Origin of the sequence: Taishania pollutisoli (assembly GCF_014518315.1) — a bacterium.
Taxonomy (GTDB): domain Bacteria; phylum Bacteroidota; class Bacteroidia; order Flavobacteriales_D; family Crocinitomicaceae; genus Taishania; species Taishania pollutisoli.
The window spans coordinates 1-13966 of the sequence record NZ_JACVEL010000007.1; the positions used below are offsets into that span (position 1 = coordinate 1).

The 13966-nt window shown below is 39.2% G+C and carries 11 protein-coding genes and 3 tRNA genes; 6 read left to right on the plus strand and 8 right to left on the minus strand.

Annotated elements, in window-relative coordinates; translation table 11 throughout:
• Window positions 1–715: 715 nt before the first annotated feature.
• Together H9Y05_RS10810 and H9Y05_RS10815 are read right to left on the minus strand one after the other, a co-directional pair.
• Entirely contained in the window at window positions 716–1816 is a 1101-nt protein-coding gene (locus H9Y05_RS10810; RefSeq protein ID WP_216714296.1) for a hypothetical protein, read from the minus strand.
• Window positions 1817–1818: 2 nt separating this feature from the next.
• The gene (locus tag H9Y05_RS10815; protein ID WP_216714297.1) at window positions 1819–2928 is read right to left on the minus strand and encodes a DNA adenine methylase; all 1110 of its coding nucleotides are present in this window, start codon (window positions 2926–2928) and stop codon (window positions 1819–1821) included.
• A 264-nt stretch (window positions 2929–3192) separates the two neighbouring features.
• Between H9Y05_RS10815 and H9Y05_RS10820 the strand changes: the two genes are divergently transcribed.
• Window positions 3193–4269 (plus strand): tyrosine-type recombinase/integrase, encoded by a 1077-nt coding sequence (locus H9Y05_RS10820; RefSeq protein ID WP_216714298.1) that lies wholly within the window; start codon window positions 3193–3195, stop codon window positions 4267–4269.
• A 320-nt stretch (window positions 4270–4589) separates the two neighbouring features.
• Here H9Y05_RS10820 and H9Y05_RS10825 read toward each other — a convergent pair.
• The 3 genes from H9Y05_RS10825 to H9Y05_RS10835 form a co-directional block, all read right to left on the minus strand.
• Window positions 4590–4663 (minus strand) — tRNA-Arg (locus H9Y05_RS10825).
• A 46-nt stretch (window positions 4664–4709) separates the two neighbouring features.
• Window positions 4710–4784, minus strand: a tRNA-Pro gene (locus H9Y05_RS10830).
• Window positions 4785–5105: 321 nt separating this feature from the next.
• Window positions 5106–5192 (minus strand) — tRNA-Ser (locus H9Y05_RS10835).
• A 97-nt stretch (window positions 5193–5289) separates the two neighbouring features.
• Here H9Y05_RS10835 and H9Y05_RS10840 point away from each other — a divergent pair.
• The 4 genes from H9Y05_RS10840 to H9Y05_RS10855 are packed head-to-tail and all read left to right on the plus strand — an operon-like array spanning window position 5290 to window position 10290.
• Complete coding sequence (locus H9Y05_RS10840; RefSeq protein ID WP_216714299.1) at window positions 5290–6024, plus strand: type III pantothenate kinase; 735 nt, start codon at window positions 5290–5292, stop codon at window positions 6022–6024.
• Window positions 6014–7363 carry a hypothetical protein gene (locus H9Y05_RS10845; protein WP_216714300.1) on the plus strand — a complete coding sequence of 450 codons (1350 nt, stop codon included), beginning with the start codon at window positions 6014–6016 and terminating at the stop codon, window positions 7361–7363. Before H9Y05_RS10840 ends, H9Y05_RS10845 begins: the two co-directional genes overlap by 11 nt.
• 5 nt (window positions 7364–7368) lie before the next feature.
• Window positions 7369–7917, plus strand: a complete 549-nt coding sequence (gene lptC, locus H9Y05_RS10850) for an LPS export ABC transporter periplasmic protein LptC (protein WP_163491070.1) — start codon at window positions 7369–7371, stop codon at window positions 7915–7917.
• Between the two features lie 60 nt (window positions 7918–7977).
• Entirely contained in the window at window positions 7978–10290 is a 2313-nt protein-coding gene (locus H9Y05_RS10855; RefSeq protein ID WP_216714301.1) for a helix-turn-helix domain-containing protein, read from the plus strand.
• Here the strand turns inward: H9Y05_RS10855 and H9Y05_RS16555 are convergent, their stop codons facing one another.
• Together H9Y05_RS16555 and H9Y05_RS10865 are read right to left on the minus strand one after the other, a co-directional pair.
• Entirely contained in the window at window positions 10291–11154 is an 864-nt protein-coding gene (locus tag H9Y05_RS16555) for a J domain-containing protein (protein ID WP_216714302.1), read from the minus strand.
• Window positions 11126–12145 (minus strand): AMP-binding protein, encoded by a 1020-nt coding sequence (locus H9Y05_RS10865; RefSeq protein ID WP_216714303.1) that lies wholly within the window; start codon window positions 12143–12145, stop codon window positions 11126–11128. The genes H9Y05_RS16555 and H9Y05_RS10865 overlap by 29 nt, the downstream gene beginning before the upstream one ends.
• Window positions 12146–12229: 84 nt before the next feature.
• Between H9Y05_RS10865 and H9Y05_RS10870 the strand changes: the two genes are divergently transcribed.
• Window positions 12230–12691, plus strand: coding sequence for a thioredoxin family protein (locus tag H9Y05_RS10870; protein WP_216714304.1), 462 nt, complete (start codon window positions 12230–12232; stop codon window positions 12689–12691).
• A gap of 76 nt (window positions 12692–12767) precedes the next feature.
• Here the strand turns inward: H9Y05_RS10870 and hppD are convergent, their stop codons facing one another.
• Entirely contained in the window at window positions 12768–13928 is a 1161-nt protein-coding gene (gene hppD, locus H9Y05_RS10875; RefSeq protein ID WP_163491075.1) for a 4-hydroxyphenylpyruvate dioxygenase, read from the minus strand.
• Window positions 13929–13966: the final 38 nt, after the last annotated feature.

The window sequence follows — 13966 nt, forward strand, 5'->3', positions numbered from 1 at the left end:
CGGCGAAAGCCGTAAAACTATAAAATCAACCTAAACTAACAGCGGAAATCCGTCCAATTAATAAGGGGTCGATACACTTTATAATTTCGCAAATCTTCGGAGCCTTACTAAATTATAATGAAACAAAAAGCCAATCATTTCTGATGAGCTGTTGTGGTGAGCCCCAAAAGGATTCGAACCAAACATGCCAAAAGTTCTAACTTCTCCTAACTTTTTTAGGTGTTGAAAATGAGTGATGTATAAATCAAAAAGCCGGCCCTGATTGAATTGACTTAACTTTGTGACCCCGGATAGATTAGTTCCTGATCCCTTCGGATTGACGTGCAGTGGATTAAAAGCATCAGTCGCTCCGCGCCTTGACGTGCTTTTCTCGTTTACCGTTCACTTGAACAAGTTCAGTTCGCTTTAAACGAAAAAAGCACTCGCTTCGCGAATGCTTTTTATCAGAGTGACCCCAACAGGAGAAATTTCGAACTTTTTGATGGAGGATTTGGAGTGGGTTTTACAATTAGAAATGATTGAAAAATATGAAGTTTCAATAAAACTAGAAGTATAACGGATCGGGGCTTTGCGATGGTGGGGCAATCGAAGCGAAAATCTTCAATTTTGCACAAAAGTTGAACCGAATAACTACCGTTGAACTTTGCAGTTTCGCCCCACTATTGCAAAACCCTTGTTATGCCTTCGTTGTTTGAGGCGTAAATGTGTTGGACAATTATTCTCTCACTATAAATAAGCAAGTAGCGTAACATTCATAATTTGTTCCTTGCCAATTAAAATTAGTTCTATATTGATTAAAGTCTACATTTTGGTTTTCATTTAAAAAGTCATTAATCCTTGTTCTTAAAACTTCTCCGTTTCTTTTTAATTTCCAACTTTCTTCAAGATGATTTCTATCAATTAAAACAAGGAAAAATCTATTTGCAGCATCAAATCTTCTGGGTGCCTGATTTTCATAAAACCAAATAGTAAGTTCTTGAGGATTAGCTAATGTTTCATCAATAATTTCTGTTCTTGTGTTGTGAAATGCCTGAATGAATGATTGAGCTTCCTCACTTGGATTTTCAGTTATTCGATTGATTAATTCGTTAAATTGCTCCTCGTCATTTAAAGTTCTGTCGTATGGAATTCTATTTCTTCTTGCAAATGCTCGTAATTCAATAATTTCTCTTTCGGGCAGTCCCCTATGTCTTCTTTTAAGTTTCATAAACCCATCTGGGAAAAATGTGACTTTTAAATCAAAAGGGAAATTGTTCCAGAAAAAGTCCACTTTTTTCACTAAACCAACTGCAGGAATAATATTTTGATGGTCTTTAAAAATATCCTCGATAAGGATTGAAGTCCAGAAATTATACCATGACCACAATACATAGTTTCTGATTTTCCCATTTAATTCATTTTGAACTTTTGCTTCTAAGACATCTAAGTCAGAAACGTCTTTTATATAATTTTTTACAATATAAACTTCGACTTCGCTTTGATGGAAACCACCTGAGTCAATATGGTTTAACCTATATAAATGATGATAAAGTTGTTCTTCGTTTTGCCGTCTTATAATTCGTTCTTCTTGATAAATTTCTCTGATAAAATTATCAATAGTTTCTTGTAAAATATTTTGACAAAATAAATGTTCAAATAACTGTCGTCCTTGAATATTGTCTATGTCAACATCGGCTAACAGGGCTAGCCTTCTCAGAATTTCAGCCCTAGAAAGTGAACGAAGTTTTAGAAAATAATTTCCATATTGATGATTTAAAATGGTGTCAAAATCATTATTCTGGTATGCACTATTTAATGTTCTAAATATTTCTATCATTGTTATAAAACTTTTGATTTTTTTGTTTCATTTTGATAATTCGAAACAAAATGTTTTTTCTTTGGCTTACATACAAATAGTATTTCTTGACTACCTGCAACGCTTCCTTTTCCACCTCTTCCGTTTTGATATGTTTTTGCTTCTACTGTTACGTTTCGGTATTTTGAAATTAATTTTTCAAATTCTTCAATTCCTGGATAACTTCTATTGTTGTAGCTAATTAACCAATTCGGAATTTCTTCTGATAATTCAAATAGCTTTTCAAAAGAAGATATAACATCTCTTTTTTTGTCAAAACCGCTAAATCTTTGTGGTTCATAACGTTTAATACCATTTATAAAATCTTTGTCTTTCCAATATTCCGTATAAGTTTCTAACAAATGGTAAAAACCTTGATAGTCTGCGTGACTATCACAGTATGGAGGGTCGAAATATGCCAAATCTACATTTTCTATTTTAGGTAGTAAGTCTAAAATATTCTGGTTGAAACTTTGGTTGTCTTGCTGGTTGTCAAAAACAGCGTCATTGTATTTTGGAAGTAACTCTTCAAAAATTTCTTTGACTGGTCTTATTAAACTTCTGTTGCGTTTTATCCTTTCTGGGTCGCTTGCATAGACCAAAGCTTGCGTATGACCAAAATGTCCCATTGTTATTTTTCGGGTCATACTTCTATTGATAACCGTGAAAGCAAGAGCTTGCTTAAACTCGTTTTCTAATAATGGAATATTTGCTCTGAAATTATCTAAAAACTGTGCCTCTTCTTTTTCAAAGAATACATTTGTAAATGTATTTTCAATTAAGTCAAATTCGTTTTTGTTTTTTGCAGGCTGAAAAAGAATATCTAAATCTGTTTTGTCTAATTTGGTGGACTTGTTCTCAATTAAAGCTTTTCCAATTTGATTATTAAAATTTAAAAAATCGTTAGTAATTACTTTACATCCTTGTTGTTTTAATAAATAACCAACAGATTGCGAACCAGAAAAAGCATCAATCGCAGAGTTTATATTTTTAGGAATGAACTGATTAAGCCAAGGCAATAAAGTATGCTTTGCACCTAAATATTGAGGTTCAGGAAATTGGTAATTAAAATATTGATATTCTTCAAAAAGCATTTTTATCTCTTAAATTTAAGTCTGCAAGTTACAAAATTTAACTCTTCTAATTTTGAGAAGCATTAGGAATTTCCGTCCAATGTCAGCACAAATGTTGATTGTTACACGGTCGTCCTACAATGAGGCATAACTTATTTATTGACGAATATAATCAAGATTTTTGTTTTTCAGCGGCGATTCAAAAAAAATTGAATTACAGAGGATAAGCTTAAAAATATTTTGCGTATTTTTAATTGTTTAATTTTAACTTTTATTGCGCGATAAATGAAGCCAGAATTAATCCATCAGCTCTCATTCAAGGAGTGTGTGCATAGAAATCAAAAAGTGATCCTATGCACCTTCCCATACAAACCCGAACTTTTGAAGGAGTTTCGGAGCGAATTTCCTTCGGCTAAATGGTCCCGAACGCATAACTCCTGGTACGTAAAAGATTCAACACTTTACCGATTACGACTAAAGCTTCCTCTCCCTGAGATTGGCGACGTCTGGTTATCTAAATTATATGAACACAATAAAACTGAATTTATTAAATTTCGAAATGCGCTTACCCAAAAGGCATTCTCACCCAACACAATCAACACCTATCTAAGCGAATTTGCTCAGCTTCTCGTTCTTCTCAAGAACCATCCTATAGATGCCATGACATCTGAACGCCTCAATTCCTATTTTTTGTACTGTATAAAAAAATTAAAACACTCCGAAGCACAAGTACATTCAAGAATGAATGCAGTAAAGTCATATTTTCGACTAGTGCTTAACAAAGAAGCCGTGTTCGATAATGTTATTCGCCCCAAACCTCATAAACAACTACCGAAAGTATTGAGCAAACAAGAAATTGCTAAACTCTTTACAGCAACGAAAAACTTAAAGCACTTACTTATTCTGAAAACAGCTTATGGAATGGGACTTAGAGTAAGTGAATTAATCGCATTGAAGGTAAATGATGTTGACCTGGACAGAAGGCAGGCTCATATTGTTTCATCGAAAGGAAAAAAAGATAGATACGTTCACTTTCCAGAGAGTCTCAAACCACTTTACCTGGATTATTTAAAAGCCTATCAACCATCGATTTATTTGTTTGAAGGACAGTTTTCCGAACAATACACTGTTAGAAGTGCCCAATCTGTTTTTCGTAATGCAATGAAAAAAGCTGGGATTAACAAAAGCTCAGGAATTCACGGTTTGCGCCATTCCTATGCCACACATTTACTTGAAGCAGGAACAGATATGGTTTTTATTCAAAAATTACTAGGACACAATCATATCAAGACGACTGAAATTTATGCGAAAGTTTCCAATAAGACACTTTCTAACGTTCAAAGTCCATTGGATGCTTTATAATTTCGCAAATCTTCGGAGCCTTACTAAATTCTAATGAAACAAAAAGCCAATCATTGCTGAGGAGCTGTTGTGGTGAGACCCAAAAGGATTCGAACTAAAAATGCTAAAAGTTCTAACTTTCTAAATTGATGTAAAGAGCTGAAAAATAGATTTTAATATAATGAAAAAGCCAACCCTAATGGATTGGCTTTAACTTGTGACCCCGGAGGGATTCTAACCAAAAATATCAAAAGTTCTAACTTTTTAAATCATTTTAAAGTATTGAAAAATAGATTGATGGGTAATTAAAAAGCCAACCCTAATGGATTGGCTTTTCTTTGTGATCCCGTCTGGATTCGAACCAGAGACCTACTGCTTAGAAGGCAGTTGCTCTATCCAGCTGAGCTACGGGACCTGAAAATGTATAAATAAAAAAGGGAGATGCGGAACATCTCCCTAAGTCGGGGTGGCAGGATTCGAACCTGCGACCTCCTGGTCCCAAACCAGGCGCGATAACCGAGCTACGCTACACCCCGATACCTTGGAATTGTCTTCCAATGAATCTTTTTTATTTCAACTTTTAATGAGAACGTTTTCTCAAAAGCGAGTGCAAAATTAAGTTAATTGAAACTATTTTGCAACTTTTATTTTACTTTTCTGTTAACTTTTTTTCTTTGGGTTAACAATCAGTAATTTATATTGAAAGAAAATTAATCAGTTACCGGATTCCTTCTGCAATTCGTATTGCGGTAGGAGCGGGATTATTGTCGACAGTCGTCTCCAATAGCCTCCGCTTTGTTGCGGCGCGAACCCTTTGGTTCTCATCCCGGTGTTTTTATTCCCCTCAATTATTATTGCGGTGGGAGCGGGATTCGAACCCGCGGTACAGTTACCCGTACGTCAGTTTAGCAAACTGGTGGTTTCAGCCTCTCACCCATCCCACCCGGTGTTCAAAGAACGGACGGCAAAAGTAGTAATTAGATTCATATCAACAAGCATTTTCAAAAAAAATAATTGAAATTTCTATCTTTGTTAGCAGAAATGGAAAAAAAACAGATACTTGCCGTTGATCTTGGCAACTCGTATGTGAAAATTGGTTGTTTCATTAACAATGAGTTAACGGAAGTGAAACGCGTTTCCTGGACAGATGTGCTGGAAAATGATCCGCTGAAAAAAGAAATAGAAAAACAGGAGGGAATTTTCTCTTCCGTACTCTCAGAAGGGCAAAATGAAGCTTTCAAAAAGCGTTTCCCCCTGTTAAAACAATTTGATTCCGGGATGATTTTGCCGGTTTCCCTGAACTATGCAACTCCTGAAACACTGGGAAAAGACCGGTTGTGTAATGCAGTAGGGGGGTGGAACCAGGCAGAGAAGAAGACCAATGTATTGGTTGTAGACGTGGGGACATGTATCAAACTGGATGTCGTCACACATGACGGAATCTACCAGGGAGGATCAATCAGTCCGGGAATCCGCCTGCGGTATCAGTCATTAAATGATTATACGGCAAACCTCCCACTAATCAGTGAAACCACACAGGTCGAATTAATCGGGAAGTCAACGAAAGAATCAATGCACTCAGGAGTGATCAATGGGATGCAGGCTGAAATAAATGGTTTGATTGCGCGTTATGAACAAAAATATGAATCATTAACTATTTTTGTGACCGGAGGAGATGCGAAATACTTTGATTTGGAAACAAAAAATAACATCTTTGCAAACAAAAATTTAACCCTGGAAGGGCTTTATCAAATATATGTATTCAATGTTCAATAGATTTTTATTGATAGTGATGATCTCTGTTGCATACGGAGTAGCTGCTCAAACTAACTTCCCTTATTCGTCTGCAGGTGTTGGCGAGCGTCTCAATTCAGTACATCCTGTTTTCTCCGGAATGGGGAATCAGTCAGTTACATACGCTTATCCTTCCGTGTTGAATACATCTAATCCTGCAACGTATTCGTATTTGCGGCACCAGTTTCCGATTTTTTCCGTCGGATTTTCAACCCGACTCTCATTCAACCAGGCTGATTCCATTAAAGAGTTCAATTCGTCTTCCAATATTTCTGAAATCGCTTTCGGACTTTCGTTCGCAAAACGATTCGGACTGGCATTCGGTTTGAAGCCGGTGTACAAAAAATCTTATTCGATTACTGAAAAATACCTGTTGATGGAAGATTCTGTAAGGTATGATTACATGGGGAATGGTACCCTGAACAAAGCATTCATTGGATTTTCGGTTAATATTTTGAACTACAAATCGTTTAAGTGGTCAGTGGGAGGAAATGTAGGAGGGGTGTTTGGAACGGTACAGGATGAAAGACGAAGCTCCATTGAAACCGCAATTGCAAAACCGGGGGGAGTAGAGACCAGAAGCCAGCATCTGCGTTCGTTTCATTATGATCTGGGAACCTTGATTCAATATCACATCAAAAACGGGCACATGATTTCAGTGGGAGGAACTTATGAGCCGCAACAACAGATTCGCTCTTCCTACAACCGTCAATTGTCCTACTCGGCAAGTGATGTAAGTAATCCGAACACATACCAGTTGCTGACAGAGTCAGGAGAATTGAAAGGTAAAATCTTATTTGCGTCCAGTTATAATGTAGGAGTGTCGTATTCAAAAATACTGAAAACAACGAAAAAGGATGGTGGCGAACGCAATGCTCAATTGATGGTGGCAGCAAGTTATTCGGCAACAGACTGGTCAAAATACCGTGAAAATTACAGCGATACATCGTTTTCGTATAATCTTAAGAATTCTTCCGGTTTCCAGGTGGGAGTGCAATACATTCCTGAAACACAATATTTTGGAAACCTGATGCCGAAGTTTTTTGAACGCATCAATTACAGAGTCGGATTTTACAGTAATGCGCTCCCATACATGTACAACGGAGCTCAATTGAATGAATGGGCGGCAACAGTCGGGTTCGGTATTCCTGTCCTGGTTGATAAACGCCTGGACTCTTCCATTCAGTTAGGAGTTGGAGTCGGGAAGAGGGGGAACAACCAACCGGGAGCAATGAATGAGACCTTTGTTGCAGTGAACCTTGGAATTCTGATTGCTCCGGGAATCAACGACCGGTGGTTTGTTAAACGAAAACTGGATTAATCAGCATGCGCTCCGGATCAATACGGTTGTGGGGAGGGCTGCTGACGGTACTTGTTGCGTTTTCCTGTACCAACGATCTGGACAAGATCAAAAAAATTACGTACGACCCAAAGGCTCCCAACGAAGTGTCTGTGAATTTGAATATCTATTACGCAGATTCAGGATATGCAAAACTCAATATTTTTGCGGTACATGCTGAAACGTATTCCAAACCGCATACAACGAAGTTGAAAGACAGCCTGAAAGTCGATTTTTATGATGACCAGGGAAAAATAACGACGACGCTGACTGCAAAATACGGAGAAGTGGACCACGAGACGGGAAAAATGTTTGTAAAAGATTCCGTTAAACTGGTCAACCATGCGGATCAACGGACGATGTATACCAGTATTTTGTATTGGAACCAATCGGACAGTACGATTTATACAGACCAGAATGTCCGGTTGATTTCTCCGAAGGGAAAAGCATTCGGAACCAGTTTGCGGGCGAAACAGGATTTCACAAGCTATAAAATTACCGACCCGAGAGGAGCGTACGAATTTGATCAGAAGTAACCAGTTTTTGAAAAAAAGAAAAAAGAGCTTGCACCGAAAGGTTATTTTTCATTAACTTAAATGGAAAACGAATGCTCACCGATGAACATGACAGAACCGCAGGAATTTGCCGAACAATTTATTAATCTCACGAATCAATCCGTTTTTCTGACTGGTAAAGCCGGTACCGGGAAAACGACATTTTTAAAAAAACTCATCGACTCCACACACAAACAGGCCGTCATTGTTGCTCCGACAGGAATTGCAGCTCTGAACGCCGGAGGGGTTACCATCCATTCTTTTTTTCAGCTTCCATTCGGAGGATTTATTCCTGATTTTATCAATGAGATGTACATTTCCAATCAGGTAAAACTGGAAAGTAAGACAACGCTGCTGCGCCATTTCCGACACAATAAAAAACGGCAACAACTGATGCGTGCGTTGGAACTGCTGATCATCGATGAAGTAAGTATGTTGCGTGCGGATGTCCTGGATGCGATGGATTGGGTGTTGCGCAATATCCGGCGGACAAATGAACCGTTTGGCGGGGTGCAGGTATTGTTTATCGGTGATTTACACCAGCTTCCACCGGTCATAAAACCGGAAGAGTGGGCACAGTTGAATAAGTACTATGCCGGAATTCACTTTTTTAATGCCCTCGTCTTGCAGGAACAGCCTCCGGTGTATGTTGAACTGAAAAAAATATACCGGCAGCAGGACCAGGTTTTTATTGAGGTATTGAACCAGTTGCGGACCAATCAGTTGAATGCCGAAGGGCTGGCTGTGATCAATGAAAAAGTCGATGCAACCTTTGAGGCATCCGAACAAAAAGGGTACATTACATTGACCACACACAACCACAAAGCAGATGTGATCAATCAAAAAGCGCTGGAACAGCTTCCCGGAAAGGCATATACATATACCACAGAGATTACAGGAGATTTTCCGCCCCATATATACCCCGTAGAGCCGGAACTTCAATTGAAAAAGGGTGCGCAGGTCATGTTTCTTAAAAATGACTTGTCTTTTGAAAAACTCTACTACAATGGTAAAATGGCGATTGTAACCGAAATCAACCAGTTTGATGTGGTGGTTGAATGCATTGAAGATAAAAAACGAATCGAAGTCCAACGCTACGAATGGGAAAATATCCGGTATACGAATAATGAAACGACAGGAGAAATAGAAGAAGAGGTTATCGGGACATTTGTTCAGTTCCCCTTAAAACTGGCATGGGCAATTACCGTGCACAAAAGTCAGGGGTTGACATTTAATAAAGCGGTACTGGACGTGTCGGATGTTTTTGCACCCGGACAGGCATACGTTGCATTGTCGCGCTTGCGTTCGCTCGATGGATTGGTGATGTTAAAGCCGATGAAAATCAATGGAATCAATACTGATGCATCCATTATTCGCTACGGTGAACAGTCTGAAAACGAAGACCGGTTGGCCGAATTATTGCCACATGCCGTTAAACAGGAATTATTCCGAAGATTAACAAAGACCTATGACTGGCTGGAAATGGCTTCCAAATGGTCAACGCACGAAAATAGCTATGCGTTGCAACCTAAAAAGTCACTGAAAGGAGAAAGTTATACCTGGATCACAGCACAGAATTATTCCATTCAGAGTACGTTAGAACCGGCGCGGAAATTCCGGGGGCAATTGGAATCACTCTTTCATGCACCTCATTACAACCAGCAGAAAATCCTGGAGCGGGTACAGGCCTCTGTTGATTATTTTTTTCCGATCCTGGATACGGTGTATACTTCCCTGTTGAAAAAAATGATGGAGCTCAACCGGGTGAAAAAATCAAAGGTATTTGTAGAAGAACTACAGGAACTGGAAGAAGCATTGCTGGAAACGATTTTGAATATAAAAAAGACGGCGGTAATTGTTGAACACATTGTTCTTGGAAAAATAATCGATAAGAAAACGTGTTTTGGAGAAGATATCCTGAATTATAAAATTGCCCGCATTGCGAAAGTGAAACACACACTTGTCAGTAATGCGGAATTATTCATGGCGACCAACCAGAATGAAGAGGAGGACAGTTTGTTCTTCCAGAAAGAAACGAAAAAGAAAAAGTCAGGTCCGAAAGAAAAGAAAAAACCGACCATTGAACAAACCCTCGAATATTTTGAAACGGGGTTGACAGTAGAAGAAATCGCATCCAGGCGTCAATTATCAAAAGGAACGATTTACGGACACTTGTCGCAACTGATTAAAAATGAAAAGTTGGATATTCTACAGGTAATGGATGAGGAAACTTATACTTACCTGAAGCGTATCGTCGGTACGAAAGAATTACAACTTTCCGAGATAAAGGAACTGGCCGGAGAACACATTTCGTACGAACAAATCCGGTTGTACCAGGCACACTTACTTCGCTGATCAAAAATAACCCAACGTGATCAAATGCAGCCACCGGTTGCCGCTGAAGAGAAAAAGCAGTATCAATGGAGTAGAGATGAACAAACTCAGGAAGTAAAACAGCGTAAATGTATAGGTTTTACGTTTGAACAGCACAATAAACAACGGGAATAGGAACAACGGAGAAAGAAGGTACGCATGCGCACCGATGCTATATTGAATCCGGTATGTTTTTGAACCGTGTCCGTACATTGGAATAAAACCGATTTCATTGTGAAAGATTGCGGATTGAACCAGAATTACATCCGGATCCGTGGAATAAATCGAATAAAAATTTTCGATGTAATAGGTTTCTCCTGCATCAAAAAAAACTTTTTTCACCCCCGAATCCGAATCGAGACCTCCGATATTTTGTTTATCGTATGCAACGATTCGTTTGGGGGTATAGCGTTTGGGAAGAAATACATCAATTATGAGGACCAGGAAAATGACCGCACCGATTTTGGACGCCAGTTTTAAAATCCGCCACCGGGAACCGGAAGTTAACTTTTGAAAATAACGCTCATTTTCAATGTGCTCTTTGTAGGCCGTATCTTTTTTTCGCTGCTGGGCTTGTTTGATCCGTTCCTCGTTGGATTGCTGACGTGCCTGACTGGTACTCCTGGTAGGGGAGTAGGTGTGCGTGTGCTGCTGCGAAGCAACCGTTTTTCGCCCTGTCAGGTATTCATATGCTTCTTTTATCTCAAGAAATAACCGGTCATCACCACCATTTTTATCCGGGTGATACTGCATGGCCAGCTGGCGATATGCACGTTTGATCTCTGCCTGAGTAGCAGTTTCCGGAAGGCCGAATAACTTATAATATTTGCTTAAAGCAGTGCTCATCGAGTTGTTCAAAGTTAGCAATTCGGTTGATTTTGTGACTGGGAGTCAAAATAAAATTCGGAATAAAACCAACCTCTTTCGGAACGTGATACCGATTTTCCAGGAACGTATAAAATGTTTTTGATGCAAGGAAATCCTGTTCCGTTCCTTCGACGATCAATACAATTTTCTCTCCGAGTTTTTCATCTTTTTTTGGGTGTACAAACAGTTTTTGGGGAATGAATTGCTGGAGTTGCTTTTCCAATTCCTCAATCTGAATCTTAATTCCACCGCTGTTAATGACAAAATCGGTTCTGCCGATCCATTTGAATTGATGATCGTTGAGTACTTCAACGGCATCGTTTGTAATCAATTCCCGGATACCGATAAGTGGGGCGTGGATACACAAATTTCCACCGACATCTTTGATCGTGACCGTACGAAGTGTTGTATAAGCGGTTTCCTCTTCATAACCAACTTTTCGCAGTGCAATGTGCGAAATGGTTTCGGTCATTCCGAATGTCTGAAATACCGTAATTCGTTCTTGCTTTAGCCGTTGCCCGGTTGCTTCAGAGATTGCTCCCCCTCCGACGATGACACAGCGTATTTTTCTTAGTTTTTCAGGTGATTCCTGCAAAATAGCGGCCAGTTGAATAGGGGCAATAGCGATGAAATCAAATGAAATAACGGCATTTTTTAACGGATTCGCCGTCGGTTCCTCTACGTACAGGTTCATACAATTGATCCAACTTCTGACGATCATCATTTTACCACCGATCGTTTCCGGGTTCAGGCACAACAAAGCATTATCCGATGCGTGCAGTTGTAAAAAATTAATGGTTGCCTGTGCAGATGCCTCCGCATGTTTTTTCTCTATGCGGATCGTTTTCGGGGTTCCGGTGGACCCGGAAGTCTTGCTGTCAAAAAATGAAGATTCATCTTCCCATTCACGGATAAATGAAGCAACCTGCTCTTTTATTTGTACGTTATTTGTCAGAAATTGTAAATTCATTCGTATTATTGGAATGATATTTGGTTTAAAAGTAACAAATTTGGAGAATTATCAATGTATAACAACAGTGTAAAAACAGGAAACATGAGAAAGATTATAGGATTAACGGTTTTATTGGGGGCAGCAATTACAATGGCATTTGCATTTCCGAAAGAAAAACAGGAAGCGCAGCAGTCTGTTAAACAGGAAGAAGTAGGAATCAAGTTTAGCTCAATGACCTATGCAGATGCGTTGAAATTGTCCGCATCTACAGGGAAACCGATTTTTGTAGACTGTTATACCGTTTGGTGCGGACCGTGTAAATACTTGGCGAAAAATACATTTACCAACAAAGAAGTCGGTGATTTTTTCAACAGTAATTTTATTAACCTGAAAATTGAAATGGAGAAAGATGCGGAAGGGCCTGAATTGGCGCGCTTGTTTAAGGTGCGTGCTTATCCGACATTGATCTTCGTAAACGGAAAAGGAGAGTTGATCAAGGAAAGCTTGGGATATGTCACTCCGGAACAATTGCTGGCGGTAGCGAAAGAAGCAGTTAAGAAATAATTGAAAATGATAACAAAAAAAAATCCCCTGTCAGTTGTTGAGACAGGGGATTTTTTTTTATTGATAAATCAGAGGGTTACAATGTACCTCTTAATTCCTGTTCTCTTTCGATGGATTCAAACAAGGCTTTAAAGTTTCCTGCTCCAAAACCACGGGCTCCCATTCGTTGAATAATTTCAAAGAACAATGTAGGACGGTCTTCTACCGGTTTGGTGAAGATTTGCAACAAATATCCTTCTTCATCCGCGTCAATCATAATTCCCAGCTTTTGCAGTTCCTTGATGTCTTCTTTGAACTTAGACATGTGAGCTTTCAAACGATCCGGGATGGCATCATAATACGCCTGCGGAGGTGTACTTAAGAATTCAACACCGCGTGAACGCATGTCTGAAACGGTTTTGATGATATCGTCCGTAGCAACGGCAATGTGTTGCACTCCCGCATCTTCGTAAAAATCCAGGTACTCCTCAATTTGTGAACGTTTTTTACCTTCAGCCGGTTCGTTGATCGGGAATTTGATGCGCCCGTTCCCGTTCGACATCACTTTTGACATCAAAGCAGAATATTCAGTCGTAATCTGTTTGTCGTCAAATGAAAGGAAATTGACAAATCCCATGACATCTTCGTACCATTTTACCCAAACATTCATTTGATTCCAACCAACGTTACCAACCATGTGATCAATAAATTTCAAACCGACCGGAACCGGGTTGTAATCAGATTCCCATTTCACATACCCCGGTAAAAACTCCCCGGTGTAATTTTTGCGTTCAACAAACATGTGAACCGTTTCTCCATAGGTATAGATTCCGGCACGTACAACTTCACCGTGCTCATCTTTTTCTACTGTTGGCTCCATGTATACTTTTGCCCCTCGTTTGGTCGTTTCTTCGAATGCTTTACGCGCATCCTCCACCCACAAGGCAACGATTTTTACGCCGTCTCCGTGTTTTTTTACGTGCTCACCAATCGGTGACTGGCTGTTCAATGCTGTTGTCAGGACCAAACGGATTTTGTCTTGCTTCAATACATACGATGCACGGTCTTTCATTCCTGTTTCCAATCCGGCATACGCATGCGACTGAAACCCGAATGCTGTTTTGTAGAAGTGCGCAGCTTGTTTGGCATTTCCTACATAAAACTCTACATAATCTGTTCCCAGTAACGGAAGAAAATCCTGAGCTCCTTCAAAGATTTTCTCCAATCCGTATTCTACACTTTTTAAATTATCTGACATGATTTTAATATTTTAGTTTTGTTTGACTTCTTTTTTAT

Bases quoted from the DNA above. Each gene is read 5' to 3' on its own strand.
- hppD (WP_163491075.1), bottom strand. From the start codon at position 13,928: ATGTCAGATAATTTAAAAAGTGTAGAATACGGATTGGAGAAAATCTTT.
- H9Y05_RS16555 (WP_216714302.1), bottom strand. From the start codon at position 11,154: ATGAGCACTGCTTTAAGCAAATATTATAAGTTATTCGGCCTTCCGGAA.
- H9Y05_RS10865 (WP_216714303.1), bottom strand. From the start codon at position 12,145: ATGAATTTACAATTTCTGACAAATAACGTACAAATAAAAGAGCAGGTT.
- lptC (WP_163491070.1), top strand. From the start codon at position 7,369: ATGCGCTCCGGATCAATACGGTTGTGGGGAGGGCTGCTGACGGTACTT.
- H9Y05_RS10845 (WP_216714300.1), top strand. From the start codon at position 6,014: ATGTTCAATAGATTTTTATTGATAGTGATGATCTCTGTTGCATACGGA.
- H9Y05_RS10870 (WP_216714304.1), top strand. From the start codon at position 12,230: ATGAGAAAGATTATAGGATTAACGGTTTTATTGGGGGCAGCAATTACA.
- H9Y05_RS10810 (WP_216714296.1), bottom strand. From the start codon at position 1,816: ATGATAGAAATATTTAGAACATTAAATAGTGCATACCAGAATAATGAT.
- H9Y05_RS10815 (WP_216714297.1), bottom strand. From the start codon at position 2,928: ATGCTTTTTGAAGAATATCAATATTTTAATTACCAATTTCCTGAACCT.
- H9Y05_RS10820 (WP_216714298.1), top strand. From the start codon at position 3,193: ATGAAGCCAGAATTAATCCATCAGCTCTCATTCAAGGAGTGTGTGCAT.
- H9Y05_RS10840 (WP_216714299.1), top strand. From the start codon at position 5,290: ATGGAAAAAAAACAGATACTTGCCGTTGATCTTGGCAACTCGTATGTG.
- H9Y05_RS10855 (WP_216714301.1), top strand. From the start codon at position 7,978: ATGGAAAACGAATGCTCACCGATGAACATGACAGAACCGCAGGAATTT.